General features: G+C 47.6%; 19 protein-coding genes and 2 tRNA genes. 13 read left to right on the forward strand and 8 right to left on the reverse strand.

The genetic code is table 11. The features are described from left to right. Nucleotides 1-125: 125 nt before the first annotated feature. The 4 genes from gap to ACJJIT_RS03765 all read left to right on the forward strand — a co-directional run bounded on the left by gap (nucleotide 126) and on the right by ACJJIT_RS03765 (nucleotide 9,404). A complete protein-coding gene (gap, locus tag ACJJIT_RS03750) occupies nucleotides 126-1,160 on the forward strand; it encodes a type I glyceraldehyde-3-phosphate dehydrogenase (RefSeq protein ID WP_444900025.1) in 1,035 nt (344 codons plus the stop codon). 153 nt (nucleotides 1,161-1,313) lie between these two features. Next, on the forward strand, nucleotides 1,314-2,750 hold the full coding sequence (gene pyk / locus ACJJIT_RS03755; RefSeq protein WP_444883994.1) for a pyruvate kinase: 1,437 nt from the start codon (nucleotides 1,314-1,316) through the stop codon (nucleotides 2,748-2,750). 826 nt (nucleotides 2,751-3,576) lie between these two features. Next, nucleotides 3,577-8,724 (forward strand): RHS repeat-associated core domain-containing protein, encoded by a 5,148-nt coding sequence (locus ACJJIT_RS03760; RefSeq protein ID WP_444900026.1) that lies wholly within the window; start codon nucleotides 3,577-3,579, stop codon nucleotides 8,722-8,724. Then, nucleotides 8,721-9,404 (forward strand): pentapeptide repeat-containing protein, encoded by a 684-nt coding sequence (locus ACJJIT_RS03765; protein WP_444900027.1) that lies wholly within the window; start codon nucleotides 8,721-8,723, stop codon nucleotides 9,402-9,404. The genes ACJJIT_RS03760 and ACJJIT_RS03765 overlap by 4 nt, the downstream gene beginning before the upstream one ends. Nucleotides 9,405-10,045: 641 nt before the next feature. Here the strand turns inward: ACJJIT_RS03765 and ACJJIT_RS03770 are convergent. Beyond that, complete coding sequence (locus ACJJIT_RS03770; protein WP_444900028.1) at nucleotides 10,046-10,264, reverse strand: hypothetical protein; 219 nt, start codon at nucleotides 10,262-10,264, stop codon at nucleotides 10,046-10,048. Between the two features lie 111 nt (nucleotides 10,265-10,375). On the opposite strand from ACJJIT_RS03770, the gene ACJJIT_RS03775 reads away from it, so the two are divergent. The 3 genes from ACJJIT_RS03775 to ACJJIT_RS03785 all read left to right on the forward strand — a co-directional run bounded on the left by ACJJIT_RS03775 (nucleotide 10,376) and on the right by ACJJIT_RS03785 (nucleotide 13,786). Continuing rightward, entirely contained in the window at nucleotides 10,376-10,756 is a 381-nt protein-coding gene (locus tag ACJJIT_RS03775) for a hypothetical protein (protein WP_444900029.1), read from the forward strand. A gap of 855 nt (nucleotides 10,757-11,611) precedes the next feature. Further along, nucleotides 11,612-12,268: a hypothetical protein gene (locus tag ACJJIT_RS03780; protein ID WP_444900030.1), complete on the forward strand. Its 657-nt coding sequence runs from the start codon at nucleotides 11,612-11,614 to the stop codon at nucleotides 12,266-12,268. A gap of 576 nt (nucleotides 12,269-12,844) precedes the next feature. Then, nucleotides 12,845-13,786 (forward strand): IS1595 family transposase, encoded by a 942-nt coding sequence (locus ACJJIT_RS03785; RefSeq protein ID WP_444900031.1) that lies wholly within the window; start codon nucleotides 12,845-12,847, stop codon nucleotides 13,784-13,786. A gap of 17 nt (nucleotides 13,787-13,803) precedes the next feature. Here the strand turns inward: ACJJIT_RS03785 and ACJJIT_RS03790 are convergent, their stop codons facing one another. Together ACJJIT_RS03790 and ACJJIT_RS03795 are read right to left on the reverse strand one after the other, a co-directional pair. Beyond that, a complete protein-coding gene (locus tag ACJJIT_RS03790; protein WP_444900032.1) occupies nucleotides 13,804-14,367 on the reverse strand; it encodes an MAPEG family protein in 564 nt (187 codons plus the stop codon). A gap of 454 nt (nucleotides 14,368-14,821) precedes the next feature. After that, complete coding sequence (locus ACJJIT_RS03795) at nucleotides 14,822-14,968, reverse strand: hypothetical protein (RefSeq protein ID WP_252083045.1); 147 nt, start codon at nucleotides 14,966-14,968, stop codon at nucleotides 14,822-14,824. A 28-nt stretch (nucleotides 14,969-14,996) separates the two neighbouring features. On the opposite strand from ACJJIT_RS03795, the gene ACJJIT_RS03800 reads away from it, so the two are divergent. Further along, a complete protein-coding gene (locus ACJJIT_RS03800) occupies nucleotides 14,997-15,746 on the forward strand; it encodes a zinc metalloprotease (protein ID WP_252083044.1) in 750 nt (249 codons plus the stop codon). Between the two features lie 989 nt (nucleotides 15,747-16,735). Here ACJJIT_RS03800 and ACJJIT_RS03805 read toward each other — a convergent pair. After that, nucleotides 16,736-17,755: a Vgb family protein gene (locus ACJJIT_RS03805; protein WP_444900033.1), complete on the reverse strand. Its 1,020-nt coding sequence runs from the start codon at nucleotides 17,753-17,755 to the stop codon at nucleotides 16,736-16,738. A gap of 406 nt (nucleotides 17,756-18,161) precedes the next feature. Between ACJJIT_RS03805 and ACJJIT_RS03810 the strand changes: the two genes are divergently transcribed. The 5 genes from ACJJIT_RS03810 to ACJJIT_RS03830 all read left to right on the forward strand — a co-directional run bounded on the left by ACJJIT_RS03810 (nucleotide 18,162) and on the right by ACJJIT_RS03830 (nucleotide 24,062). Next, nucleotides 18,162-19,343: an MFS transporter gene (locus ACJJIT_RS03810; protein WP_444900034.1), complete on the forward strand. Its 1,182-nt coding sequence runs from the start codon at nucleotides 18,162-18,164 to the stop codon at nucleotides 19,341-19,343. A gap of 125 nt (nucleotides 19,344-19,468) precedes the next feature. Next, nucleotides 19,469-20,209, forward strand: a complete 741-nt coding sequence (locus tag ACJJIT_RS03815; protein ID WP_444900035.1) for an alpha/beta fold hydrolase — start codon at nucleotides 19,469-19,471, stop codon at nucleotides 20,207-20,209. Between the two features lie 126 nt (nucleotides 20,210-20,335). Then, nucleotides 20,336-21,718 carry a S41 family peptidase gene (locus ACJJIT_RS03820; protein ID WP_444900036.1) on the forward strand — a complete coding sequence of 461 codons (1,383 nt, stop codon included), beginning with the start codon at nucleotides 20,336-20,338 and terminating at the stop codon, nucleotides 21,716-21,718. A 414-nt stretch (nucleotides 21,719-22,132) separates the two neighbouring features. Beyond that, complete coding sequence (locus ACJJIT_RS03825) at nucleotides 22,133-22,840, forward strand: SapC family protein (protein ID WP_444900037.1); 708 nt, start codon at nucleotides 22,133-22,135, stop codon at nucleotides 22,838-22,840. A gap of 151 nt (nucleotides 22,841-22,991) precedes the next feature. Continuing rightward, the gene (locus ACJJIT_RS03830; protein WP_444900038.1) at nucleotides 22,992-24,062 is read left to right on the forward strand and encodes a sulfite exporter TauE/SafE family protein; all 1,071 of its coding nucleotides are present in this window, start codon (nucleotides 22,992-22,994) and stop codon (nucleotides 24,060-24,062) included. Between the two features lie 151 nt (nucleotides 24,063-24,213). Here ACJJIT_RS03830 and ACJJIT_RS03835 read toward each other — a convergent pair. The 4 genes from ACJJIT_RS03835 to ychF all read right to left on the reverse strand — a co-directional run bounded on the left by ACJJIT_RS03835 (nucleotide 24,214) and on the right by ychF (nucleotide 26,604). Next, nucleotides 24,214-24,288, reverse strand: a tRNA-Gln gene (locus ACJJIT_RS03835). A gap of 39 nt (nucleotides 24,289-24,327) precedes the next feature. Continuing rightward, nucleotides 24,328-24,404 (reverse strand) — tRNA-Met (locus tag ACJJIT_RS03840). Nucleotides 24,405-24,495: 91 nt separating this feature from the next. Beyond that, nucleotides 24,496-25,449 (reverse strand): DMT family transporter, encoded by a 954-nt coding sequence (locus tag ACJJIT_RS03845; RefSeq protein WP_252083036.1) that lies wholly within the window; start codon nucleotides 25,447-25,449, stop codon nucleotides 24,496-24,498. Between the two features lie 63 nt (nucleotides 25,450-25,512). Continuing rightward, entirely contained in the window at nucleotides 25,513-26,604 is a 1,092-nt protein-coding gene (gene ychF, locus ACJJIT_RS03850) for a redox-regulated ATPase YchF (RefSeq protein ID WP_252083035.1), read from the reverse strand. Nucleotides 26,605-26,773: the final 169 nt, after the last annotated feature.

Below are 26,773 nucleotides of genomic sequence, written 5' to 3' on the forward strand. Positions count from 1 at the left end.
AGTACTTTAGTGACTGATGCAAGTGCGCTACACCATCAGGCAAATCGTCATAAAAGTTCGCTAGAGTGCATTCATAAATGGATGCAATAGGGGATAACCAGAAGCTAATAAAAAGGTAAAGCCAGATGAAAATTAAAGTCGCCATCAATGGTTACGGCCGTATCGGTCGCAACGTCACCCGTGCCATCTACGAGTCTGGTTACAGCGATCGTATCCAGCTGGTTGCGATTAATGACTTGGCTCCGGTTGCCTCCAATGCGCACTTGACGCGTTTCGATACTATTCACGGCCGCTTTGCCACCGAAGTAAAAGTGGATGGCAATGCGTTGATTATCGGCTCCGATAGAGTTCAGGTCTATCAGGAGCGCGATCCGGCTAAACTGCCTTGGGCAAAGCTGGGGGTGGATCTGGTATTGGAATGTACCGGCCGCTTTACTGACAAGGCTTCTGCCTCTGCCCATATCGAAACTGGTGCTGCAGCGGTGCTGATTTCCGCTCCTTCAAAAGATGCAGATCTCACCGTGGTTTACGGCGTGAATAATAGTAACCTGACCTCGGAGCATCGCGTAGTTTCCAATGCTTCCTGCACCACCAATTGCCTGGCACCGGTGGCACAGGCGCTGCACCGTACGCTGGGAATTGAGCGGGGCTTTATGACCACGGTGCATGCCTATACCAACGACCAAAACACTCAGGATGCGGTACATGCGGATATTTATCGGGCACGTGCCGCGGCCGACAATATGATTCCCACCAAGACTGGGGCGGCGGCGGCCGTGGGTCTGGTATTACCGGAATTAAAGGGGCGTTTGGATGGAATGGCGGTTCGGGTGCCGGTAAGTAACGTCTCTCTGGTGGACTGTCAGTTTATTGCGGGCCGCGATACTACGGTTGAAGAGGTAAACCGCATTATGCAGAGCGCCGCAGAAGCCAGTGGTGGTGTCTTGAGCTATTGCGACCAACCTTTGGTTTCTGTGGATTTTAATCACACCACCGCTTCCAGCCACTTCGATGCCAATCACACGCGGGTGAATGGAAATCTGGTGAAGGTGATGGCCTGGTATGACAATGAATGGGGCTTCTCCCACCGTATGTTGGATACCAGCTTGGCCATGGCAGCAGCTTTACAGTTGGATCTGCCGGTGGCGGAATCTGCCTGAGTGTACTCTTATGATAGGTTGCTCCTAAATTAGAAAACCCTTGTGGGAAAGCCTGTGAATTCGTCTTGTACTCTAGTGGGCCGGCTAAATTTACTTTTGCAGTGCTAGCCGGTCGTAGACATTTTCTTTCAAACAAATATCTAACGGGACCATATGATTCGCCATACAAAAATCGTCGCCACTCTGGGACCCGGTACCGATAAGCCGCGTGTGATCGATGAAATGATTCGTGCCGGCGTGAATGTTGTGCGTTTAAATTTCTCCCATGGTAGTGCCGATGACCATCGCCGTCGGGTGCGGGAAGTACGAGATGCTGCTGAGGCCCAGGGGAAAACTGTCGCAGTGCTGGGCGACTTACAGGGCCCCAAAATTCGAATTGCCCGTTTTACAGCCGGCAGCGTGGCGCTTGAGAACAATGATGAGTTTACACTGGATCTCGACTGCCCTCCGGAAGGGGGCGATGAGCATCGTGTGGGGGTCGACTACCCCAGCCTGATCAGCGATTGCCATTCCGGTAATATTCTCCTGCTCGACGATGGCAAGATTCGCCTGGAGGTGACGGGTACAACTGCCAGCAAACTGTATTGCCGTGTGCTACAGGGCGGTAAACTCTCCAATAATAAGGGCATTAACCTGCTCGGTGGTGGCTTGTCCGCGCCAGCTTTAACTGAAAAAGATTACCGCGATATTGAATTGGCTGCCGAATTGGAAGTGGATTTCCTCGCAGTGAGTTTCCCCCGCTGTGCCGAGGATCTGGAGACCGCGCGCAAGGCCATGCAGGCTGCCGGTAGCCAGGCCGCCATTGTGGCCAAGATTGAGCGCGCCGAAGCCGTTGCCGACAATGCACAGATGGATGCCCTGATTCTCGCCTCTGATGCGATTATGGTGGCACGTGGCGACCTAGGGGTAGAGATTGGCGATCCCGCTCTGGTGGGTGTGCAAAAGAAACTGATCAACCGTGCCAATGCGCTCAATCGTGGCGTAATCACCGCGACGCAAATGATGGAGTCCATGATTACCAGCCCAACGCCCACCCGCGCGGAAGTGATGGACGTGGCCAATGCCGTGCTGGATGGCACCGATGCGGTGATGCTCTCTGCCGAGACCGCCGCTGGGGATTATCCTGTCTCCGCAGTGGAATCCATGAGCGAGGTGATTGTGGGGGCTGAGCAGTATCTCGGCAGTGTGCCTTACTCGCCAGAGGAACATGGTGCTTCGGATCGTATTGATACCGTGATCGCCCAGGCCGCTATTGATGTGGCTGCCCGAGTGGAGAATCTCTGCGCAGTGGCTGCGTTGACAGAGTCTGGCCGAACCCCGCGTATGATGTCCCGCGCCAATACCCGCCTGCCGATTTACGCTATGACAAGGCACCCCAATGTTGCACGTCAGCTGGTACTCTTGCGCGGAGTAGAGCCCATCAGTTACGATCCAGCCACGGTGCCTCTGGGGCACCTTACCGAGTCAATTATCGAAGTGCTGGGCGCGCGCATAGACCTGCAAAAAGGCCAGCGGGTATTGATCACCCAAGGTGAGCGCCTCAATGTCGGTGGTCATACCAACTCGATGCGTATTAAAGAAATCGAATAAATCTTTATGGTGTAAGTCATTACTAACGGTTTAGGGGTTGAAATTAGTAATGGCTTTCACCTGAAGAGAAAGATTGTCGATAAACTTTTCATTTCTCCATTCTCAGCTGCTCACTTTTTCACCCAGCTCTAAATTCTTTCTAATCTTTTCTCCTCTCTTGGTTTGTGATGTTGTTCACGTTGCGCCTGATCCTGGAGTGGTTCTATAGATCCAACTAGTAGCTACTAGTTAAAGCAGTGAAGAGGGATGGCAGCACAAATAACTTTTTTAATGAGTTATTGCCGGTTAAATTCGAATTTGATTTTTCTTTTAGATCTTTGCAGTAAATTATCTGTTGTTAGGATGATTGCCTTTATATTTATTACGCTTAATTCAAAATATTTTCAGTAATTTATTTGTCTGCAGCGCTACACTCGTTGTCGTACTCGTGTAATACCGTTTATCTATCCCCCTCGACCTATTTGCGGTAATCTGCCCAGATAGGTCGCAATTTCAGGTATCCCTTACCGGTAGCTTTGGCCTCATCCCATCCAGGTGCCGGTAAATTGGAGCTATTGGCAAGTAGTTTTCCATAAGCTTTCGGGATCATGAGGTTTACTATTTAAGATTTCACAAATTGCGAACATCCTAATCCAAAAGATTTTGGGCTGTGACAAGTACTCGTCGTGTTATTACTTGCAGGGTGAAAAATTTTTATTGGAATAGAGGCCGGCCATGTGCGCCGGGTTGTAAATAGATGTGAAGATAAATCGGGATGATTTATTGGATCTGGCAAAGATAAAAGAAGCTGGCGTAGAGCGGGCTTACGGCGTTTGAAGGATTATCCATGCAGCTAAGTGTCGAGAATAGGCAAGGCATTCGTTATATGGTGAGAGTTGGCTGGGCGTACCAGATGGGTATTCCCCTGCAGGTGGATGCCACCCAGCTCTTATCTATGTTCGATAACGCCGCCATTCAGGAGATCTATGAATACTTTTTCGGCTTGAATGGGATTTCCTGCAATACGCTGAGTGTCAGTATCCAGTCCAGTCAGTCGGGTACGATATTTCTTGGCCCCTTAAGTGAAGCTCCGGGACATTTAACCAGCCGGGAAAAAGAAATCTACCTGGCCCTGGTACAAAACCGCCTGATTATTGAGGAAGCCCCATTTGCCGCTACCGAGCTGGTCGACAAGCAGGCGCAACTGCTCAGCAAAATCCGTATAGGGTTTCAGCAGATTATTGCCCAGGAGCGGGCTGAGGCTGCGTTGATTCAGCAGCGCCATGAACAGCGCTCGGGTCTAGAGAAGGTAGGTGCTTATATTAATCGAGGCGCTACGGGCCTGGGCAACGCTGCCTGGGGGCTGGCCGTTTGGGCTAAAGACGTGCTTGAAGTGGCTGCACTAATCCATCCTGTACGTCAGTCCTTTGAGCAAAATAAAGCGGTTGTCAATTACCTGCTCCATGATAAAAGTCTTGTAGAGTCTCAACGGGAATATTTATCGGCTGTTCAGCGAGAAGCGGTAGATGTACTCGGCTTCGACCCCTCTAAAATCACCAAGCAGCAATTTGATCTGGCCCTTGAGGTGGCTGAACTGATTTATGACGATCCGGCGCTACGCGATATCATCATCCGTTTTGCCAAGGATTACGCCAGTGCCCAGCACAGTTTAGAAATCACCGAAATGGCCGGTGGTGGAGCTTTTGAGATTATTCTCACCATCGTGTTGGCTGCGGCTACAGGGGGTATTGGTGCGGTAGCGGCTATGGCGAAAAATACGCGCCTGCTAACAGCCTTCCGTGGCATCGGCGACCTGATGATGGATTTTGCCAAGCTGAAAAAGCAGCGCAATCTGCTCTCCAAAAAACGCGGCGGCAATGCCAAGGGCAATGGAGCCAGCTTCTCCGATTTAAGCTCTTCAGAGGCTTCAGTGCCGTCATCTTCCGGCGGCCCCTCGTCACGCGGTTCCTCCTCAAGCAGCACTTCCTCTAGTGGTAGCTCTAGTACTAGCAATAGCTCTTCTAGCGGTTCCAGCAACGGCAATCAAAGTAGCCAGGGTGCTGGTTCCGGCTCCAACGCAGTGGGCAGGAGTCAAGCAGGTGGCAACTCCGCCTCCAACGAGCCTGATAGAGCTAACAGTGAAACAGGCACAAACCAGAATGGTGGTACTTCCCAGTGCAATGCGAATGCCTGTGAGGGCGGAGAGCCCATCAACTTAAAAACCGGTGAGGAGCGTCTCACTCTGGTGGATACGGTATTAGATGGGCCCCTGCCACTCACTGTAGCGCGTACTTACCGCAGCAGTAACCCCAAAGATTTTGGTCTGGGACATGGCTGGACTCATACCCTGGGGGAAAAACTGCTATGGCGACCCGGTAAAGCGGTGCAATTCCACGATGCCGAGGGCCGAGTGATTAACCTGCCGGCACCAGGAGATAGCGGTCGCAGCCACAATGTGGTGGAGCAGTTATCGCTTACTCGCGTTAATGATGAACATTGGATAGTTACCCCCTATGGTGCCCCCAATGGAGTGCAGAGGCACTTTAAAGCTATCGGGGATAAGGGGACTCTTAAGCTTGCAGAAATTCGTGATGGTTACGGCAACTTCTACCTGTTCCACTATATCGATGAGCGTTTAATCTGTATCGAGAGCAGTCTCGGTGAAGCCCTGCATATCAGTCCTCCGGAAGGGCAGGCAAAAAGTTTACATATTGGTGAACTGAAAAAAGAAACCCGCGATGGTCGTATTAAAGTTCTCGCAAAATATGAGTACAACAATGAAGGCGACCTGATCAAGGCCACCGATGCTGATGGCCACAGTGAGCAGTATCAGTATCACCAGCATGTTATTAAGCAGCGTACCCTAAAAACCGGCTACCGCTTCCACTTCGAATGGGATGCCGAAGGTCCCTCCGCCCGCTGTGTTCGTCAGTGGGGTGACCCTATCGATGGGCAGGACACTTACAATTATCAGTTTGCCTGGGATGATGATGGTAAGGGGGTTAGCGTCACGGATACCCGCGGCGGTAAAGAGCGTTACCGTTTCAATGAGCGCGCCCTGCCCATTTATCACCGCGATCCGGAAGGTGCCGAGACCCTTTATACATATAACGATCTGGGCCAGATCACTAAGGTACAGCTGCCAAGTGACGATGGCAGTCTGCGCGAAGAGATTTATCAATACGATAATCAAGGCCGCCTGGTACAAAAAACCGATGCCGCCGGCAATAAGCGCCGCATTGAATACAATAGCGAAGGTCTGCCCGCAAAAGTTACGGACCCTGCTGGCAATAAGTGGCAACGCGAGTACAATGAAAAAGGTCAGATCGTTGCCACTAAAGATCCTCTCGGCAACAGTACCCAGTACGGTTATAACCCCGTTGGTCTGATCGGCAGCGTTACCGACCCATTGGGAAATACTACCCGCTACTTGTGGAATCCCGAGGGTAAACTCGCGGCGGTCAAAGACCCTATGGGCCGCGCCCAGCACTACCGCTACGATAGCGCTCGTCGCCTGGAAGAAGTACAGCACGCCCCCGGCCAGGTCACCCGCTACGAGTATGATGCTCAGGATCGCATCCATGCGGTAATCACCCCAGATGGTGCTCGCACCCAATACAGCTACAACCCTCAGGGGTTACTGGCCGAAGTTACCGACTCCGAAGGTCGCAGTACCTGCTACGCTTACGACGGCCTTAGCCAGGTTAAGGCCCGTACTAATCCGGATGGCAGCCGCCTGCAATACCACTACGACGGCGAGCGCAACTTAGTTGGCCTCACCAACGAAAATGGTGAACGCTACCAGCTTAAATACGATCTCAACGAACGATTAATTGAAGAAGTCGGTTTCGATGGCCGCGTGACCCGCTACGCCTACAACCGCGCCGGCCACCTGATTAGCTCCAGAGCAGTGACGGATTCGGATTCAGGTAAGGGCATCGACACCATCTTCGAGCGTGACCCCTTTGGTCGTTTGTTAGAAGAAGTGACCCCGGATGGAATTACTAACTTCCGCTACAACTGCAGTGGGCAATTAATTGAGGCGGAAAATACCCACCGTAAATTGCGCTGGGAGTACGATGCTAATGGGCGTGTTGTTGCCGATTGGCAGGGTAAAGACAAACTGAGCCACCAATACGATGCCGTCGGTAATCGTATTGCCACAACATTACCCGATGGTGAAGTACTGAACTTCGCCTTCAACCCCGCCGGTCAATTCCAAAGCCTGCACCGCCGCCCCATAGGCAGTGATACAGATCAGCTGATCACCAGCATCAGCCACGATGAACAGGGCAGGGAAAGCCAGCGCCAACACGGCAATGGGCTGGAAAGCCAGAGAGACTACGACCCTCAGGGCCGCCTGCAAAAACTGCGCCTGGGCAAAGCAAATGGCCCGGTATCAGATCCAGCTCAGTCAAACTCCATCCTGGAGCGTAGCTACCAATACAATAAAGCCGGCCAGATTGCCCAAATTGAGGACAGCCTGCGCGGCACCCGCAGCTACCACTACGACGCCCTCGACCGCCTCACTCAGGTAGACGGCCCCAACCCCGAATATTTTGTGCACGATCCCGCGCACAATATTCTTGCCGCCGCTAACTCGAAAGACGAAGCCAAGCAGCAGGCCAGCGCCACCCAGGTCAAAGGCAACCGCTTAGCCTTCCGTGGTGATACCCACTACCGCTACGATATCCACGGCAATCGCATCGCCGAACTGCGCGGTAAAGGACAAAAACTGCAAACCCGCTACCACTACAACAGCCGCCAGCAGCTGGTGCGGGTAGAAAAGCTCAAGGTAGAAGAGGGGGCAGAGCAGCTTCAACAAAAGATTCACTACCAATACGACCCTCTGGGGCGTCGTATTGGTAAAGTGAGTGAAAGCGTGCAAACCGGTTTTCTCTGGGATGGCGACGTGCTCCTGCAGGAAAATAAAGTCGATACCCAGACCAAGCAGGATCTCAATACCCGTACTTACTACTTCGAGCCGGGTACTTTCAAACCTGTTGGTTTAAAAGAAGATAATCAGGTTTATCACTACCATCTGGATCACCTGGGAACTCCAGATACCCTTACCAACCAAGATGGTGAAGTGGTATGGAGTGTTGCCTACAAGAGCTATGGCAATATCGCCGTGGCTCACGAAAACCAAATTGAACAGCCGATTCGCTTCCAAGGGCAGTATTTCGATGAAGAAACTGGGCTGCATTACAACCGGTTTAGGTACTATGATCCAGAAGTTGGCGAGTTTACTCAGCAGGATCCGATTGGACTTCTAGGTGGAGTTAATAATTATCGGTATGTACCTAATCCGGTAACTTGGATAGATCCTTTAGGTTTGTCATCTAAAGATTGTCCCCCTAAGCAAGCCCCTGAGAGGAAAAATAAACCTAGCTTGTTTGGTAAAATTAAATCGTTGTTTACTGGAAAGTCAGAAAAGACCAATAGTACTCCGCCACCGCCCAAGGATACCGTTGTACAGGTCGATAAAGGTACACCTGTTGCAATTATTAACGGAAAAGCCTTTGATCCAACTGTAATGCATGGAAAAGGTTTTCATGGAATGAGAATACCTGAAGGTATGTCTATTGATGATTTATTCGCGAATGGCTTGCCGGCAAAGGGTAATAATAATGATCTTATAAGTCATGCCAATGGTGGAGAAGATAGCGCATTTAGGGGTACAGCCCCCTTTATTAAGAGCCCAATGGCTGATTATGGAGGCCCAATAGATTGGGCCGACGAAGGAGGGATCGTTGTTAAGATTGAGGGAGCACCAATGTTTAATGTTAATGAGCTACTTGAGGGAAGAGTAGAAAATGCTTTTGGAGGGTTTGGGGGCAATAGATTTACAGCAGAAGCAGAAAATGCTGTATTTGCAGACGTAAAGTCCGAACATATTAAAGCCATTGCAAAGGTTAAAGAGGGTCCACGAGGAAGATTAGAGCTTGATGAGTGGATCGAAAACCCTAATTTTGGAAAAGGCCCCGAAGAATGAGTGATTTTAAATCAAGATGGAAAACACCTTTAGGTATTAAGAACGCATTAGAAATCGTCTCAGCGTTAAAGTCAGATCAATCTTTGGATGAATATCTGAATGATACTTCTTTATCAGATAAATATAGTGATAATGATCGATATTTTGATCAACTGTTTGATCTGAGAGGGATGGTGATAGATGGGCAAACATTTTCTAATTGTAGTTTTAGTTATTTAAATTTGAGCTATTGTAGATTCACTAATTGTAATTTTTCCAAAGTTAATATGTTTAATAGTAGGATGCATGAATCTTATTTTAGAGAATGTGAATTTATGTCATGTGGTCTCGAAGCTATATATGGTTGTGATACGAGGTTTGAAGACGTTAACTGGAAAGTGTCTAGCTTTAGTTCGAGTTATCTTATTGGTCCGCAATTAATTAAATCTAGTATAGCGGATTGTGACTTTTCTTCCTCTAGATTGGTTTTACCTGATTTTACTAAAACAAAAGTTATTAATAGTGATTTTTCTTGGGCGAGAATTTCGCCTACTGAGAGTTTTATAAAAGCTGTTAAGAAAAATAAAAAAACAATAAATTTAAATGCTGTTGAATGGCTTAGTCCTGATGGTAAGGCCATCAAAAATCCTTTCGAAAAGCCAAGGTTGTTTAAATTATTTGGCTCAATGGGGGATGGGTGAATGCATGACGTCAGAGTATAGTGTTGAAGATAAAGTATTCTATATTTTATGTTTAACTAACTGCCTGGGTCCATAGGCTCTACAAAAGACCATTATAATATTGGAAAGATAAGCTTGGTCACCTATATAAATTCTCTGGTAACAGTATCGCCATCGTATATCTCTGACAGAGAAGTTCTTAAATTTGCCCTTAATCCTTCCCGTCAATTTTAAAGTGTTTATTGCCGTCCAGTTGGTAGTAATATCAATGTGAGTGCTCATTAAATTTCATCTAAAACCTTGAAATCCATCCAGATATGCTCCTGGTTTTTAATAATCAGGAGATACGCATGACTATTCAAAGCAAATTAAATTTTTGGATAAAATACCTAACCCATTGGAAGGATAGCGACCTTTTCCAAGTCGCCTACTACCAGTAGCACCAGCTAAGGCTCAGCACCTTCACTTATTGGCGCAGCAAGCAGAGCAAACAAGCACCCAAACTAATGCCAATAACTATACATACCTCATAAGCTTCTATGATCATGACTTTGCCGGGTAATATTCAGATACAAATGCCGTTATCTGAACTGAAACAGGAGAATAAATGGGGTTAGAGAAATAAATGGAATAAAAGTAAATTATTGTCGTTTAATTAACCTTTAATCAGGTTTCTGTTCACTGGCTACGAATACGATGCCCAGGATTGCATCCATGCGGTAATCACACCAGATGGCGCCCGCACTCAATACAGCTACAACCCTCAGGGGGGGCTGGCCGAAGTCACCGATTCTGATGGCCTCAGTACCTGTTACGCCTACGATGGCCTCAGTCAGGTTAAGACCCGCACCAACCCGGACGGCAGCCGCCTGGAATACCACTATGACGGTGAGCGCAACTTAGTTGGCCTTACCAATGAGAATGGAGAGTGCTACCAGCTTAAATACGATCTCAATGAGCGCCTGATTGAAGAAGTCGGCTTCGATGGCCGCGTGAGCCGCTATGCCTATAATCGCGCTGGCTACTTAATCAGCTCCAGAGCCGTAACCGACACTGATACTGGTAAGGGTATCGATACCATCTTCGAGCGCGACCCCTTCGGCCGCCTTTTAGAAGAAGTCACTCCAGACGGTATTACCAACTTCCGCTACAACCGCAGTGGGCAATTAATTGAGGCGGAAAATACCCACCGCAAACTGCGCTGGGAGTGCGATGCCAATGGGCGTGTTGTTGCCGATTGGCAGGGCAAAGACAAACTGAGCCACCAATACGATGCCGTCGGTAATCGTATTGCCACAACATTACCCGATGGTGAAGTACTGGACTTCGCCTTCAACCCCGCCGGCCACTGGGCAGCGAAACCGATCATCTGATCACCAGCATCAGTCACGATGAACAGGGCAGGGAAAGCCAGCGTCAGCTCGGCAATGGGCTGGAAAGCCAGAGAGACTACGATCTTCAGGGCCGTCTGTAAAAAACTGCGACTGGGCAAGGCCAATAGTCCGGTATCAGATCCGACTCAGTCAGACTCCATCCTGAAGCGTAGCTAGCAATACAACAAAGCAGGCCAGATCGCCAAAAGAGAAGACAACCTGCATGAGAACCTGCAATTGTAACTACTGCACCCTAGAGTGCCCCTCACTGAGGGCCTTGGTTTCAAGCAAAACTATAATACCTACTGTGGCTTCGATTACACAGGTCAGGATAAATTCCTATCAGCCGTAATACCGCTGTAATGTAGAGGATAAAGTAAATTGCATTACTATTGGACTTAATGAGATCTGTCAGTATGGATATGATTTCAATGAATGCTGGAGCGCAAAAGTCAACTCTAGTGGATTCGATGCCTATCATATCCACAATTGCTCTGATCGCTTAATAAGTTAAACTCATTGATGGATGCAGATACTGCTGGCAGGAGTAATGATTCTTCCATCAAGGGCGATCTTTTTTATCAATCATCTAAATAAATTACTTTGATTGGCGCTTATATTTTTATATACATTAGTACCGTGCCAGTCATCTAATTTTGGTGGGTTTTAAAAATGTAATAAGTGCTTTGTGTTTTTCAAGTGTCTTAGAATTGCAGAATACTTTCTGATGGGTTTGCTGGTTAAAGCTAATTCATTTATACAGAAGTACATGCCATTACATACAATATATTTTTATTGATTTATAAAGTTTTAAATTGTTTAATTTTAGTATTAAAAAACTGCATAGAGTTGACCATGAGCAATAGAGCTAAAATGTCAAAGCCATCTTCCCGGCCAAAGATCCATAAGGAAGGGGTTTCAGAAAAGTTGATCGGGCGTTTTGATAAAGATTTACTAGGTTTCAGTAGGCATCATATTGTTGATATACAAGGAATGGGCGAGTTTTTCGATATTGGGCGCATGATAATCAAAAATCCAGCTTTTGATGGATCTAAAGTTGATTCTTTGCAGCGTTGTGTGGCCTCAGGAGGACCACTAAGCAATGCATCTAGATCTGCCCCAATTGGATTGTCAACCCAGCAGTCATTGAGAGATTGCTTTATGTGGTCGCCTATTAATTTATTTAGCGGTCCAAGTGCTAGGTTTAGAAGTGATGACCCTGAAAGTGGCTATGAACAGGTTAGGCCACTAAGTATGTCAAAAATTCGGTGGGAAGTTTTAACGGATATTCAGGCTTTTTTGGATCTATTTCCAAGAAGGCAAGGGCGAATTGATGGTGATATATTGAACTCTCAATTGGTAGTTCAATATATGGAGTTACTGGATAAGTTGGTAGGCTTAACAAAGACAGGTGAAGGTAGGATTCATATCTTTAATTATTCTGACTGGAAGCTGACAGGGACAAGGCGGGAAAATAGCTTTGGTTATCGATTAAAGAAGTCAGTTTACTAGTGCTTGGTTGATGTTAACCTTATCCTCAGTTGCGCTTGGTTGATGAGTACAATTTTCTGATACTATGAAGGTTTTACTGTGGTCTAAATTAGATAAAAAATAATTTTCCAAGTTTTTGGGTAGATTAGAGGTCTGAAGATTAAGTTCCCAAGTGAAAATGGTTGGTTGGAGTGTGGATGTTTATCGTTTATATAGCATTCACACAGGAATTAGGTGCCCATCTAGGAATATGGTCCCTATGGTCGGTTACATATGGTAATTGCTTCAGGTTTTTCCTGAATCTTATGCACCTGTACCCCTTAGAGGCACCAGCTAATGTTAAGGGTTCCAAAGACAAGGGCGCGATTTTATCTACGAAAATCTGTGTCAATTCAAGGGTCTAAAAAAATCCCTGATCGTATCGAGCAGCTTAAGCTGGTTTTCTGAGATTATTGGTCCCACTATGAATAATCTTGCCTAGCCTGTAAATACACATCTACTTAATCTAATATAAATCTACCTAATTACCACTCTTGCTAAGTCAAGCGAGACTGTATATAAATACAGTTATCTCGTTGATCTGCAAGGGAATACACCATGGCTCGCAACAAGGTACAGTTTCAGAAGGGTATTAGTTTGACCCAATTCCTCAAAATGTACGGCAGCGAGGAACAGTGCTTCGATGCGCTGTCGCGATGGCGCTGGCCCAATGGCTTTAGTTGTCCTCACTGCGGGCATGACAAACATTGCGCCCTCGCTTATCGCAAGCTTAAGCAATGTAACCGTTGTCGGCGCCAGACATCGATTACCTCTCGTACAATTTTTGACTCCACAAAGCTCCCCCTCACCACCTGGTTTCTCGGTATCTTCCTGATTACTCAGGATAAGAAGGGTATTTCCTCTATGGAGCTATCTCGACATCTAGGTATCTCTTACAACGCAGCATGGCGTATGAAGCAGAAACTCATGCAAGTGATGATGGAGCGAGACCAACGATACAAACTGTCCGGTTTTATTGAGCTGGATGATGCCTATCTCGGTGGTGAGCGTACTGGATGCAAGCCCGGGCGCGGAGCTAAGGGTAAAACCCCCTTTGTTGCGGCCGTTGAAACAACCAAGGAGGGACGTCCAACCCGTATTAAGCTCTCAATTATCAAGGGCTTCAAAAGCAGTGAAATTTCAACCTGGAGTAAAAAGTCCCTTTGCAGTGGCAGCACAGTTATCTCAGATGGCCTTCCATGCTTCAATGCCATTAAGGAGGCCGGTTGTGTACATGACAAAATTGTTTGTGGTGGTGGCCGTGCTTCTGTTGAAGAGCCTGAGTTCTATTGGGTAAATACAGTACTTGGTAATTTAAAGAGTGCGCTGCGTAGCACTTACCATGCTATTAGGCCGAAATATGCACAGCGCTATTTGGCAGAGTTTCAATATCGCTTTAATCGGAGATTTGATTTATCGGCACTCATTCCAAGACTGATTTACGTCTCTCTTCGAACACCACCGATGCCGGAAAGGTTGCTAAAAATTGGCTTAGCATAAGTGGTAATTAGGTAAATCTAAACAAACCAAGCGTATATAAGATAGCTAGCTATTCCATACGTAGCTAATAGGCTAATGCTCATAAAAAGACCTCGCAAGCCAGTTTTTCCTGCCAGATAGGCGACTGAATGACCCAACCTGCCCACAGCAAAACCTATAATCCAGATAGCAGTGACTGTTAATGGCGGAGAAATTAATACAAAAGGAATCGCGAGCACAGTGAAGATGCAAGTGTTTTCAGTTAGGTTTCTGTGTGCATTATGATTTCGCTTAAGCTCACTAATTGCTAATCCAGATGTTACTTCCCTGTTATTGCCGCTTTCTTGCCATTCCTCTGGTGTGGAGTACATTTTGAATTTCACTCTAGTGATCTCCGTCGATGTCATTAACAGGCTGTGGTTTCCTGTCAATATCAGAGCCGAAATAATTATTATGTGTAAGTGTGATACAGAAGGCAGGCTGACTTTGGTCGATCCTATATCCGCAAGGGGTAAGTTAATAAAGGTTGAAATAATGAATAAGGCAAATGGATAGATGGTAACTAATTTTATTGCTTTTCTTTGCTTTTGATCGAGTTCCATTCTTTATTTTTCCTAGATTATTAATCTCTGTTGTTATCAGATTGATTGGCTTGTATCGAGTGCGTCAGGGGGCTTAGGTCATGTTTGAAATTTCTGTAAGGGAGGGAAGTTATAGTAGCTAACAACTATTTTTCAAAAAGAATTTTCGGATATTGACTCATCGTAAGGCAATGTTTTTAAGGTGTGAAAAGCATTTTTTAATATTTTTTCACCAGAAATGATTACCTGTGAAACTATTTTTCCTGTCTTTATTGTGTTTCTGGTGTGGAGTCTTCATTTGAAGTAGTCCTTGAATTTAATTCTTTTTATGCCATTTGGTTGAACTTGCCGCCTCATTAAAGAAACCAATGTCATTATTACTATTTTGAGAGTTGGTACTATTGACAGTAGTTGTCTTCAGCATGGAAGGTGAGCGGGCTGTCTGGGGTTATCAATTTAATAAAATAATTAAGGTTCAGGTTATGAGAAAAGCTAATCTTTCAACTTCAATAAAAACTGCATTATCTTTGTGTTTGCTAATATCACCTGCTATCAGTTTTGCTGAAAGTGATTCTTCACTTGAGCGTGCTAATGACAACGCTAAATTTAAACGTTGTGGCACTAATCACCCCTCTATTCAGGAGGCTGCTTTGAAAGAGCAGCATTTTACTGCGCTGCGCGGACAGTCTCGTAGTATAAGCAGTGGAACTCATACGCTACGTCCAGCGGGTTCTGTAACTATTGATGTATATTTCCATGTTATTACTGATAACGCCAATAATGGGTCGCTACCCAGCAATGTAATTAATGCGCAAATGGCAGTACTTAATGATGCTTATGCGAGTACACCATTTACCTTTAATCTGGTTTCAACTTCAGTAACGGCTAATAATTCTTGGTATAACGTTGGATATGGTTCCTCCGCAGAGCGCGCTATGAAAAGTTCATTGCGTGTTGGTGATGCGGGAGACCTGAATATCTATGTGGCTGATATCGGCGGTGGTCTACTTGGGTGGGCAACTTTCCCAAGCAGCTATTCTTCAGATCCGCTGGATGACGGGGTAGTTATTTTAACCGGTTCTGTGCCTGGTGGCGATGCAGCGCCTTACAACGAGGGCGATACTCTTACTCATGAGGTTGGTCACTGGTTAGGTTTGTATCATACCTTCCAGGGCGGCTGTGGTGGAAATGGTGATTATGTTTCCGATACTCCTGCCGAGAGGTCGCCGGCTTACGGGTGTCCAGTAGGTAGGGATTCCTGTACTAGGGGGCGGAACGCAGCCGGTCTTGATCCGATTACAAATTTTATGGATTACACTGACGATAGCTGTATGTACGAATTCACAGAGGGGCAGGCTACTCGCGCAGATGAGCAAAGCAGTACCTACCGCGGTCTATAATAATATTTTCGGGGGGATTATTCCCCCCGATACACTGATAATTATGAAAAGTATCCGATTTTTTATCCTATTTACTTTGATATCTATAAATACGGCTAATGTAACTGCCCAGAGGCTCGCTGTGCCAGACTATGTGGCTTGTAATAGGAACCAGCTGACTTCCTGGCAGGGAGAGGTGACAAAATTAGTGCGGACAGGAAACAGCATTAAAGTATGGATTTCCACTGATTACGACACCAAAGAATCATTAGAATTGACGATGCCTAGCTGGAAAGCACTTCTCGGTCAGTTCCGTTTACAAGGGAAAGAGTTTCTGGAGAGTGACTGGGGAAAGGTTACTGATCCACAAGCAGGACTTAGGCCTGGGATTCGAGCAGTAATTTGGTTGTGCGAGAATAAGGCCTATCCCACTGTGATCAATTGGCAGCCTCGGCCAGAGTAGGTGCCTGCATTCTTACTTTATGTGTAATCAAGATTTAACTAAATTTTTAGTGCCACCCTAATTAAGTCAAAGAAATCTTCTCTAATGGTTGGTGATTTTTAAATTAAAGGTTACAAGTCGTGGAAAAGTAACCCCTCAATAAGTTTCGGAAGCCTGCTCCTATATTGAGAGGCGTTTGTTGGGGGGAATATTTAAGAGGATTCTATTGCTGGAGTTCTCATCAATTAATTGATTTCTTTCTTCGTGCAGAATTTTCTGCATTTATATTTGCGCTAAGATCTACATCTACCTTGTAAATGTATTCTCGATTGGGTTGCTGGAGCTAACTGAGTAGTCCTCAAGTTCAACCCCTTGCTTGAATATAAAAATGAACATGTGGCTATTACTATCTGTATACTTCCTTCTGAGAAAAAAGAAGGATCTGAGCATCGCTTGGGCTAAAACACTGTGTTGAGGTCGTTAGATAGACTCCAGTTTTAGCAGGCTGCCCTTGGTGTTTCCTGCTGGGAGTTCCTTTTATAAATTTATCTGTAATTTTTTAAAAGACTCATTTTTTTGGTATTCCCTGATCTAGAAATCCAGAATCGACACCGAACCAAAAGCTTCCATCTTTATTGTTAAAATACATATATCGAATGTTGCCTCCGCTGGGTACAGTCGTTTGACTGACAAACTTTTGTGCTTCTGTATCAAAAGCAAAGATGATGTTAGGAATATCACCGGTGTCTGCTACCCATAGCCGGCCTTTGTTATCCATTGCGGTTCCGTAAGGGCGAGGGTTTTCAGTGGGGAGCTTCCACTCTTTGAATTCTTTTGTACTGGGCGTATATCTGCCAAGATAGCCCTCTGGATAGTCCACATACCAGATATTGTTAGATGTATCGATTTCCAGCCTGCGAGGCCGAGCGTTTGGTCGGGGAATTGAGATTTCGTTTACCACCATGGTTTTAGGGTCTACCCAAGCTAGTTTATTTGTACCAAATAAAGCAACCCAGGGGCGATCTTGGGAGTCTACCTTGATTCCATAAGGGCGTGCGTTGGCAGTTTGTGGTGTAGCTACTTTCACCTCTCCATTATTTACATCCAAAATGCCTATGCGATTGCTCTGTTGGGCTGTAAACCAAATATTGCCCTCACGGTTGAATACCAGTGTATGTGGATCATTTACACCTTTAGGCATTGGGTATTGAGTGATTTTACCGGTCTCTGCATCCATACGCCCAATATGAGCATTGCGGTTGCCCGCATACCAAACCATGCCCTGCTTATCTACTATCAAGTTGTGAGGGTGGGTTCCTTCAGGGACCTCGAATTTTTTAAACGTCTGATCAGACGGAGAAAATCGACCGACGTAGTTTCCGGCCTGTCCACAGAACCAAACTTGCTGCCTGTTATCCACATGGGGGTCTCTGGGCAGTCCCTGCCAGGGGACCTTCCATTCGTTTAATTTGAGTCCGTCTGGCAGTTTATTTTCTTGTGCCGCAGTATTTAATGACGTCGATAAGAAATATATGACGCAGATAGTGAGTTTTAGTGACAGCGCAGGAAGTTTTGGGGAGATGTTCATTTGCCAATTCCAGTGATTAAGCCGTCAAGGAGAATTTATACGTATATGCCGTAGTATGGGAAAATGGGTGATCTGAGTCCTGGTCAAAGCATAGGTGATAATTGATGCTTATTGAAAATGGTTTACAGGGTCAATGTTTCGCCGAAGAGTGATTGCAAACTGCTATGTAGCGATTAAGAATCTCATTGGGGCACTTGATCATATTTACGAGAGAGACACTGAAGTCTCAGAACTCTATTTGTGTAAGTTCTAACTGACCCAGTGGGGTTTAAATGAGAAGAGCCTTGTCTTTACTACAAGGCAGAATTAATAGCCGGTTTGGTGGTGATTGGCAGTCATCTTAAGCTCAATTTACACGCCAGCGTTGTATAGCGTATATTGCTGTCCTCAGTGTAGGAGTCCCGCTATGTTACAACGCCTCCGTCGACCGGAAATTCTGCTGTTGATCCTTGCAGCCTCAATGCCACTTTCTTTTTCTGTCTGGAATACCCTCCTTAATAACTTTGTGATAGCCAAAGCTTCATTTACTGGGGCTGATATTGGCTTGCTACAAAGTGTGCGGGAAATCCCAGGTTTCCTTGCCTTTACAGTGATCTTTGTTTTGCTGCTTATTCGTGAGCAGCGGTTGGCGCTTCTCTCACTTGTAGCAACCGGGATTGGTGTGATGCTGACCGGTTTTTTTCCATCTCTCACAGGTTTATTACTCACGACATTATTGATGTCGATCGGTTTTCACTTCTATGAAACCCTGCAAACCTCTCTGGCTTTGCAGTGGTTTCCAAAGAAGACTTCGGCAATCTGGATGGGGCGAATGGCTGCAGCTGGCTCTTTTGCCGCATTGTTGGCCTATGGGCTAGTTTGGGGCTTGATGAATTTTGGCGGGTTGGACTATTCCTGGGTTTACCTGATTGGAGGGGGGAGCACAGTTATTATTGCCCTGGTGGCCTGGATACTTTTTCCTCAATTTAATCAGCCCCATAGCCAGAGAAAACAGTTGGTTGTACGCAAACGTTATTGGCTTTACTACGCTCTGACAATGATGAGCGGTGCACGTCGGCAGATCTTTATTGTTTTTGCTGGTTTTTTGATGGTTGAGAAGTTTGGTTATAGCGTAGGGGAAGTTGCTGCACTTTATACCGTAAACCACCTGTTGAATTTATATATTGCCCCGAAAATTGGCCAGTTTATTGTTCGCTTTGGTGAGCGCCGAATCCTCACTCTGGAATATATTGGTTTAGCACTAGTCTTTGCTGGTTATGCATTGGTAGAGAGCGCGATGATGGCAGCTGCGCTTTATATTATCGATCATCTGTTTTTCTCTATGGCCATTGCCATCAAGACCTATTTCCAAAAGATCGTGGATGAACGTGACATCGCAGCCTCTGCAGGTGTCAGCTTTACCATTAATCATATCGCGGCGGTTATTATCCCTGTTTTGTTTGGTTTGCTATGGCTCACCTCTCCAGCGATGGTTTTCTTTGCTGGATCTTTGATGGCTTTGGTTTCTTTGGGATTGGCTCAGCTGGTACCGGAACACCCCGGACCAGGCAATGAAGCGCGCTTAGGGCAGGGTGTTGCTGCCACATAGTGGCTCTATTATTTTTTAAGTTTGGATTCTTTGATCGTTATTATGGGTTGTATATGCATCTAATCCTCCTACTCATAGTGCTTGCACTTCCGCTATATGCTTTTGCGTCGCCGGAACAGATTCCTGTGGGTGAGTACCGTATTGAATATGAGATCAAAGGATCTGGTGAGGCTATCTTGTTTTTAGAAGCGGGGGGCTCGGCTGGCATGTCTGACTGGAATCGAATCTATGACAGGCTAGCAGAGCATGCACGAGTTATACGTTACTCGCGTGTTGGCAATGGTAATTCTACAGCCATCAAGAAACATTTTAGCTCTGAGGATTATGCTCAAGGGGCCAAGGCCTTATTGGAGTCTTTGGAGGTTAAAGAGAAAGTTACTTATATTGCGCACTCCTATGGTGCTCATGTAGCCCGAACGTTTGCCGCACAGTACCCAGAAAGAATGGCAGCGTTGATGCTGATAGAGCCTTCTTCTGAGCATGATGTGGATATTATGCGATCTCTGAATTTGGAATTGGCCGAAGAGCAAATTGCTCAGGTAAAACTGGATGATATGAAGAACGGCATGTCGAATCAGTACCTGGATTTTTGGTCTAAACGCCCTTTACCTGACTATCCACAAATCCCAGATATACCCGTCACAGTAATTGCCTCAATTAAAAAGTATGACAATCCTCCTCTTCTTTTCTTTACTGATGAGGCCCGGGATAGATGGGGGGAGTTACATTCAAGTTGGGCCCATGCATTTCCACAGGGGCGGGTTGTTTTGACTGAGAAGAGCTATCACTATCCTCAAAATGATGAGCCAGAAATGGTGGTGAAAGAGATTTTGGCACTCACGTTAAAGGCTTATCCACAAGAATGAAAGTAAAGAAGCTACGCTTTAGGCTATCTACTTTTCACGATGAAATGTTCTTTTTTTAAGGTGAGCTGAGCTATCTACCTCATTTAAATCTGTAGCATGAGGCACCTTGGTTTTAGGACGTATATTATGTTAAAAAAAATAATTCTAGCATTTTCTATTGTGGCGGCCTCAGCGAGCACTACCTATGCAGATAGCATTGATGTAGTGCCCGATAACTTATCTGATGAAGAAAAGTTATACGGTCTTTCTTTGTTTTGGAAAGAGGTCAGTTACAATTTTGCTTTCTTCGATCAGGTTCCAGATCTTGACTTTGATGCGAAGTATCGCGAATTTATTCCTCGAGTTTTAGCTACAGAAAACAGCTATGAATACTATCGTGAGTTAAGTCGCTTTAACGCATTGCTTGAGGATGGTCACACCAATGTTTATTTCCCCAAAGATATGCCTGCTAAGTATGTCGGATGGCCGGCTATTCGCCTAAAGGAAGCTGATCAACAGCCGGTGATAATCGGGGTGGAGAGGAGCTTAGCACCTGAAATTCCTTTGGGGTCAACCATTGTTACTGTAGATGGCCAGGGTGTGCAGAAATACATGAAGGAACAGGTGATGCCTTATATCGCCAGCTCTACCAAACACGTTTTATGGGGTATAGCTGTGCGAGATCTGTTGGACGGCGTTCCGGGTTCCAAAGTTGAGCTCACTATAGAAACCCCTAAAGGTGAAATTAAGAAAGTACAGGTTGAGCGGGATGCGCGTGGGAGGAAGATTGATTACACCTCTATTGCACAACCTCAGTCGAATGGTGAGCCATTTGAGCTTAAGTGGCTTGATGATGATATAGCCTATGTAGCTTTAAATACTTTTGGGAAACAGGCGGTTGTTGAGCAGTTTAAATCTCATTATGAAGATATTGCCAAATCAAAAGGGTTGATAATAGATTTACGCTTTAATGGTGGCGGCAATACCAGTCACGCAGGAGAGATTATCTCTTATCTGGCTGACCGAGATTTACCAGGTTCTGTCTGGAAGACTCCCAAGCATATCGCAGCCTATAAAGCTTGGGGTGCTTTCGCTGACCAGTTTGAGGAGATGGAAAAATATCGCCCTTATGGGGAGGGGAATGCTTGGGAAGTCGGTGGGGACCCTTCAGAAAAGCTTAAGGCTAAATTGGATAATAATCACATAGTGCCTACTTATGTGCTAATTGGAAGAAATACGGCATCGGCAGCGGAAGACTTCTTGATTTATGCTGACCCACTTGAGCACTTTACCATTGTTGGTGAGCCAACAAATGGTAGCACTGGTCAGCCAATATTTTTCGATCTTCCTGGAGGTGGTTCTTTTAGGGTTTGTACCAAGCGGGATACCTATCCAGATGGGCGTGAATTTGTTGGCTATGGAGTTAAACCGGATATTTTAGTTGAGCGTACAGTGAATGATGTCCGTAGCGGTACGGATATTGTACTCACTAGAGCGGTCAGTGAGCTGAAAGCTAAGTTAAACCTGTAGGTAGAGCTGCAGTCCTGTCGGCAACTTGTGATATGGGAAATTAATAACAAGTTGTCGGCCTATGCTTATATAACTTGGTAGCACCTTATCATTAGCGTGCCTGGAAGTTATTCGTCAGTGGGGTTGCAATATTTATCTAATCGCGTCACTGGGTCCTTTCGTATCTCCGCAATGACTTTCTTTCAAACAAGTTGTTGCGGCCTGCTTGAAAGTCTTCCTTATAATCCACTAAATTTGGTTTTTGGCATTTACAGCAGGCTTTGTTTGCCTGTTGGCCCGCTTACCTGTTTAATGCTGACTTTGGTTTCCGGCGACTACAGGAAAGCGCTTGTCATCGTTTATAAGCCAATTAAGTGGTACGTTAGGGTATCTCTGAAAATTAAGTAACTATAAAAGTAGCTAGGAGTTGTACTTATGGCACAGATCAAAGCTTTGGATAAAAAGGCACACGCCAACCTGAAACTCACCCAGGACATCACTTTTGACCATGTGAGCAGCAATCATATTTTGCCGCTGGTGGTTCAGGAAATTGTTCAGGCGGCCCAGAGCTATCCGATCCTGTTCGTAAAAGACCAGAATGCTGAGCAGTTTAAAGTGGTTGCCCTTACAGGCCTACGTCCCGGTGAAAACCTGTTCTCTGGCGCTGAGGGCTGGAATGGCAGCTACATTCCTCTGCAGGTTCGCACCTACCCATTCGTGCTGGTGAAGAACCCAGAGAACACTGATCAGGCGGTACTGTGTATCGATGAAGACTCCAGTATGTTGAGTGAGTCCGCAGGTGAGGCTCTGTTTGACGGTGAGGGCGAGCAGACTGACTACCTGAAAAACCGCGCTCAGGCGGTGGTAGAAACTGCCCAGCGCGTATCTGTTACCGAGTCGTTTATCGAATTCCTGGTATCCAAAGACCTGCTGACCCAGAAGAAGCTGACTCTGCGTATTACCGAAGAAGATAAGCCCTACGATCTGACTGGTTTTTACGTGATTGACGAAGAGAAGCTGAACAAGCTGTCCGATGAAGACTTCCTGGAACTGCGCAAGCGTGGCGCTCTGCCGGCGATCTACGCTTCCATGATGTCCTCCATGCAGGTTCAGAATCTGATTCGCAAGAAGCGCCTGAACTAATCCTGTATGGCCCGGCAATTGCAGTTGCCGGGCTGCCTGCGCGTATCAGTATTACGAGATGTAGTTATCAGCAGTCATTATCCCTCCTTGATCCCGCCTTGCACTCGTACCACTATTAGCCCCTCTGACGTTTAAGTTCGCGAATAATAAAATGAAATACCTAGCGCGGCTCTCTCTCCGCTACTGGTTTGCCTGGTTGGCGTTATTTTACGGAGCCTGGCTGTTTCTCGTTATGCAGGGCGATAACTTGGCCCTGGCACTGGAGCATTGGTCTATGGCGCTTGCAATGGCGCTCGGCAGCTATGCCGCCGGTTCCACGCCCATGGGCGGAGGCACGGTGGGCTTCCCCGTGTTGGTGCTCTTATTTGATATGCCTGCCAGTCTCGGCCGCGACTTCAGTTTTGCGGTGCAGTCGATCGGTATGGTTAGTGCCAGCCTGTTTATTCTTTGTCGGCAGCAGCCGTTAGCCTGGTCGATGCTGCGCGGCGCCTTACTCGGTTCTTTATTGGCCATCCCCGCGGGCATATTGCTGTTTGCGCCGATGATTTCTGAGCTGTGGGTGAAGCTCTCTTTCGCGGTGCTTTGGGGTAGCTTTGGGATATTTCATTTGTATCGGCTCGCCGAGATCACCGACTGTGAGCACAAGGGTGATCCGCAGTGCCCAACGGATTTTCGTGTAGGTCTTCTGCTTGGGGCTTTTGCAGGCTTCTGTGTGGTCTCGGTAACCGGGGTTGGTGTGGATATGCTGGTGTACGCGGCTTTGGTGCTGCTGAGCCGTGTGGACCTGAAGGTAGCGATTCCCACCTCGGTAGTGATTATGGCCTTCTGCTCTGTACTCGGTGTGCTGGTGAAGTCGCTGGCCGGCGACTGGCAGCCAGGGGTTTTTGGTAACTGGCTGGCAGCGGCGCCGGTGGTGGCCTTGGGGGCGCCCCTTGGTGTTTTTGTTGTGAGCTTGCTGGGGCGCAAACCTACCCTGCTAATTGTGGCTCTACTGTGTGTTGTACAGCTTGTGTGGACCTGTGCGTCGGAACGGCAAGCCCTAAGCGGCCTGGGAGGACCTCTAGTGCTATTGGCGTTATTGCTGTGCTTACTGGGATTCGAGTGGCTGCGGGTATTGGGGTTGCGCCGAGCGTTCAACCGTGGAACGGCCACAGTAATAGGATCTGGTTCAGAGGCTAAGGCAGTTGCCGTAGAGGAGAGTTTGATACCGGGGGTTAAATAAGGGTACTTGGCGAATGCTGGCGCGCGACTGCGTGCCGGCGGCAAAGACTAGATGTTTTGCGATAAAAAATATCAGCTGTAGCTGGTAACTGTAAAGTAGCCTGGCTTTGAGTGCTGCCCTGATTCGGGCCTGCGGGATAAATTCTGGAAGATGGCTGGGGCGGAAGGATTCGAACCTTCGCATGACGGGATCAAAACCCGCTGCCTTACCGCTTGGCTACGCCCCAGTTTCAAGGTTCACAAAGAATAGTCTCTGTGATTTGAAATGGTAGCAAGGGGGAGACTCGAACTCCCGACCTCAGCATTATGAGTGCTGCGCTCTAACCGGCTGAGCTACCTTGCCATTTCTTTTGTTGTCTCGGCTGTCCCGAGGGCGCGCATTATTAATCGATGGGCTGGGTGTGTCAACACTTTTTTGTATTCTTTTCAGTTAGTTAGCGATTTTTTTCATCTGGAGCCGCAGAGCCCTTGGCGCGATGCCCGGAACGGATAGCGGCGAGGGCGGAACCCAACACCACCGCAGCGGCACCACTCCAGCTGATCCAGTTAAGCGGCTCCACCGCGATGTAATCGGGCCAGATACTGCTCACCAGGGTGCTGAACAGCAGCGTGATTACTGGTACCAGTGACAGAGTGGCACTGACACTGGAGGCTTCCCAGTGCGCCAGGGCCTTGCTAAAGGCGCCATAGGCGATCAGTGTGTTGGCGGTAAGAAATGCAAGTAGCAGCCAGTCCAGCCAGCCCAGATGGGTGACATCCAGTGGATCTGCCATGGGTAGGAAGCACAGGGTGCCAGCAATATAAATCAATACCAGCAAGTCCTGGGGTGTGGCGCGGCTGAGGATTTTCTTCTGGAAAAAGCCATATACCGCCCAGGATACCGCGGCGATCAGGATCAATCCGAGCCCCAGCAGGTAATCACTATCGGCGCCGCTCCCCAGCTCGGCGAGACGCTGGTTGAAAAATAACAGTAGCCCCATCACCACTAGGGCCACACCGGCCCACTGTCTCGGAGAAAAGCGTTCATTAAGCCACAGAACACTGGAGATCAGCAGTAGTAGCGGGGCTAGCTGGATCACGATCTGTGCCGCACCAGGGGTGATGTGATTTAGACCGCTGGCATAGGTGAGGTAATTCAACAGCAGCCCGGCCACGGCGAGTAGGGTGAACAGCAGCAGGCTGCGGCTGAACAGTGCCTTTAATTTCAATTGCCGTGCACGCCCGTAGTAGAGTCCCGCCAACAACGCCGCGCCAGCAAAACGATACCAGGTGGCGGTCTCAGGGCTGATGTGTTCCAAAAGGCCTTTGAGGGCGATGGGCAGGGCTGCCCACATAAAGACGGTGGTCAATGCCAAAGGCAGGCCGACTTTCCAGTTTGATTGCGCCATGGATCTTACGCCGCAGAGACAGCCTCCCCGGGGTGGGGAGGCGAAGGATAGATAGCAGGGGGATTAGACGTTGAAGCGGAAGTGAATTACGTCACCATCAGCGACAACATAATCTTTACCCTCCAGGCGCCACTTGCCTGCGTCTTTGGCCCCAGCCTCGCCATTGTGATCGACAAAGTCACTGTAGCTAATCACTTCGGCGCGGATAAAGCCTTTCTCAAAGTCCGTATGGATCTTGCCGGCGGCATTGGGTGCGGTGGCTCCCAGCGGGATGGTCCAGGCGCGCACTTCCTTCACGCCGGCGGTAAAGTAGGTGTGCAGGCCAAGCAGTTGGTAACCGGCGCGGATTACCCGGTTCAAGCCCGGCTCTTCCATACCCAGTTCTTCCAGGAATTCTTGCTTCTCATCGTCGTCCAGTTCGGCAATTTCCGCTTCAAGCTTGTTGCAGATGGGTACCAGTACAGCGTTCTCTTCAGCGGCGATGGCGGCAACGGCGTCCAGGTGCGGATTATTTTCGAAGCCGTCTTCGTGCACGTTGGCAATGTACATGGTGGGCTTCACCGTGAGCAGGCTCAGTTCACGCAGGTCCGTCAGTTCATCTTCGGACAGGCCAAAGGAGCGTAGCGGCTTGGCTTCGTTCAGGTGTGGCAGGATTTTTTCCAGCAGCGCTTTCATCTTGATGGCGTGCTTGTCCTGCCCCTTGGCGGCGCGGGTAAAACGTTGCAGAGCTTTCTCTACGGTGTCCAGGTCGGCGAGGGCCAGCTCGGTGTTGATCACCTCGATGTCGGATACCGGGTGTACCTGGTTGGCAACGTGGATAACGTTGTCGTCTTCGAAACAACGCACGACATGGGCGATGGCGTCGGTTTCGCGGATGTTGGCGAGGAATTTGTTGCCCAGACCTTCGCCTTTAGAGGCACCTGCAACGAGCCCAGCGATATCGGTGAATTCCATGGTGGTTGGAATCACTTTCTGGGGCTTGACGATCTCCGCTAACTTGTCGAGGCGGGGATCCGGTACAGGCACTACGCCGGCATTGGGCTCAATGGTGCAGAAGGGGAAGTTCTCTGCGTCGATTCCCGCCTTGGTCAATGCATTGAAGAGGGTGGATTTGCCCACGTTAGGCAGGCCGACAATACCGCAAGTAAAACCCATGGTGATATTTTTCCGTTTGCCTGAGGCGCGTAGCGCGCGCTCTGCTAATTGCGTTTGAAGTCCGGTAGTGATTACGCTGGCGGGAGTCTGGGCGGGCTGGGTAGCGCGGCCTCCGAATGATCCGGGCCAGCCGGGAAAATACCGGCAATTTGGCGCAGCACACTATCGA

This window comes from Microbulbifer mixtoriginis (SeqCode), from assembly GCF_052467515.1.